The organism is Paraburkholderia sp. BR10872 (assembly GCF_040965835.1).
GTDB classification, from domain to species: Bacteria; Pseudomonadota; Gammaproteobacteria; order Burkholderiales; family Burkholderiaceae; genus Paraburkholderia; species Paraburkholderia nodosa_A.
Window position 1 is genome coordinate 1 of sequence record NZ_JBFRCN010000125.1, and the last position, 2,537, is coordinate 2,537.

Genomic DNA, 2,537 nt, shown 5'->3' on the forward strand with positions numbered 1-2,537 from the left:
GTAAGCGGCTCGCGTGGGCCGCTCTCGACGTTATGCGCGTAAGTGAGGCATGCTCGGCGAGCGTGATTCTGTCTGTGCCTACCCGCAATCAGGGGATGGAGGCAGGAGGGTCGGCCTTGCCGCGCAGCCTGGGGGCCACATTCCAGGGCAGTAGCTCTTCGATGCGGTTGACTTTGTGATCGGCGATATGGGTCAAGACGTATTCGAGATAGGCTCGCGGATTGATGCCGTTGAGCTTGCAACTGCCGATCAGACCGTACATCGCGGCGGCCCTCTCGCCACCGCTGTCGGAACCGGCAAACATGAAGTTCTTGCGACCCAGGCTAACACAGCGCAAAGCATTTTCGGCCAGGATATTGCTAATCTCGGCCTGCCCATCTTCGCAGAACAACATCAATTCGGCCCAGCGATTCAGCGAGTAGTTGATTGCGCCGGCCAGACCCGACTTGCGCGACAACGTCGCGACCTTGGCCCGGATCTTCGTCTCGAATGCGATGAGCAGCGGCTTGCTCTTCTCTTGCCGCACTCGCAGCCGTTCGGTGGCTGGTTGGCCGCGGATATTGGCTTCGATGCTGTAGAGCTCGCCGATCATATCGAGCAGTTCCTGCGTGTCGTCCGTTGGCGTGCTCGCATGAAGTTCGTAGTACCGTCTCCTGGCATGGTCCCAGCAAGCTGCCTGACGAACTCTACCGCTCGCGTACAGCTCGTTGAAGCCATCGTAGCCATCCGCTTGGAGGATGCCCTCGAATCCGGCAAGGCGGGTCTGGGGATGGATGCCTTTGCGGTCAGACGAGTAGTCGAACCATACTGCGGGCGGTTCGTTCGAGCCAGAGCGGCGATCGTCACGCACGTAGACCCACAGGCGACCGGTCCTGGTCTTCTTGTTGCCCGGCACAAGCACGGGGATCGGTGTGTCATCCGCATGCAGCTTCGTGCCGGCCATCGTATAGCGGCGCAGCGCCTCGGTCAGCGGGCGGCAGAGCTCCTCGCATTGACCAACCCAGCGCCCCATGCTGGCGCGGTCGAGCGCGACGCCGTCGCGTGCGGCAATCTCCGACTGACGGTACAACGGGGGTGGTCCGCATACTTCGAGATGAGGATGTCAGCCAACAGGCTCGGGTGGGCAATGCTGCGCTCGATTGGCAGGCCGGGCATCGGCGGCTGCGAGAAGTGCTTGCAGCAGGTGCAGACGCCCTTGCGCCGGATCGTGCGGATCACCTTGAAGGCGGCCGAGACACGGGCGAGCTGTTCGGACGTGTCTTCGCCGATCAACTGCATGACGTTGCCGCACAGTGGGCAGCCCGGATCGAGTTCAAGCGTATGCTCTTCGCGCGGCAGATGGGGCGGCAGCGCCTCCTGCGGCGACGCGTTGACGCCAGACGTGCTCGCGGTCGAGGCGCGGGCCCGGCGCACATCGGCAACGCCGCGCCCGGCAGCCAGGTCTTCCAGCTCGGTCTCAAGCCGGTCGATCTGCCGGTCAAGCTGCTCGGACTTGCGACCGAAGTGCATCCGCTTGAGCTTGTCGATCTGCGCTTTCAGCCGCTCGATCTCGAGTTCCCGCTCGGCCATGTCCTGCAGCAGCCGCTCAATCTCTCCACTTTGTTCAGCAAGCGATGCGCGTTGCGCAAGCACCAAGGCCTGCAGCGCGTGAACATCCTCAGGGAGATCGGCGCCGTTCGACATGAGGCGCAGTTTACGAGCCTTCCGCGCGGTTTACAACATCGACAGTGCGGCGGTGCGGCGTGGTTGCCGCCAGTCGATGCCCTCAAGCAACATCGACAGTTGAGCGGAGGTCAGGAAGACCTTGCCGCCATCGGCCTGTGGCCAGACGAAACGCCCTCGCTCCAACCGCTTCGCGAGAAGCCAGAGTCCGTCCTCAGTAGCCCAAAGCACCTTCACGAGATCGCCCCGGCGTCCGCGGAAGATGAAGACGTTACCGCCCAGCGGGTTCTCCTCAAGCGCCACTTGCACCTTGGCAGCCAGGCCCTGGAAGCCGCAGCGCATGTCCGTGATGCCCGCGACGAGCCAGATACGCGTACCTGTTGGCAGAGAAATCACGAGCGCAGGCTCTCCAAAACCGTTCGAAGCATCTCGGCGTCGACAATACCGTCGACCTTAACCACCGCCCGGCCGATCCGAACCTCGATTGAACCAGCGGGCACAGCTGGTCGCACGATCTCTGGCTCTGACGGCGCCGCAGGTTCATTGACCGATGACTCCTCGTTGACGATCGCCACCGGAACGAGTTGTACCGCCTCGGCTTGCTGTTCCGCCAGATACCGGCGCCGCCACGCGAACACGAGGTTCGCGTTCAAGCCGTTCTCACGGGCCAACCGGGCGATTGACACCCCTGGTTCGCAAGCTGCCATCGCCAGGCGACGTCGGAATTCGGGATTATGGTTCGGGCGACCTTTCCGGCTGCCGGGCCTCTGTGTTGGCTCTGACAAAGTGGTGTCCATCACTTCGAAAATGATGGACATCACTTTGATGCCGGTCCCTGCAGCCGTCTACGACGGCCGCCGTGAGCCGCTTACCTT

The 2,537-nt window shown here is 62.8% G+C and carries 2 protein-coding genes and 1 pseudogene; all 3 read right to left on the reverse strand.

Annotated elements, in window-relative coordinates:
- Positions 1-88: 88 nt before the first annotated feature.
- Positions 89-1,683, reverse strand: a pseudogene (locus AB4Y43_RS40240) (IS66 family transposase).
- Between the two features lie 30 nt (positions 1,684-1,713).
- Entirely contained in the window at positions 1,714-2,058 is a 345-nt protein-coding gene (gene tnpB, locus AB4Y43_RS40245; RefSeq protein ID WP_368730274.1) for an IS66 family insertion sequence element accessory protein TnpB, read from the reverse strand.
- Positions 2,055-2,480: a transposase gene (locus AB4Y43_RS40250; protein WP_368730275.1), complete on the reverse strand. Its 426-nt coding sequence runs from the start codon at positions 2,478-2,480 to the stop codon at positions 2,055-2,057. The genes tnpB and AB4Y43_RS40250 overlap by 4 nt, the downstream gene beginning before the upstream one ends.
- Between the last annotated feature and the right edge of the window lie 57 nt (positions 2,481-2,537).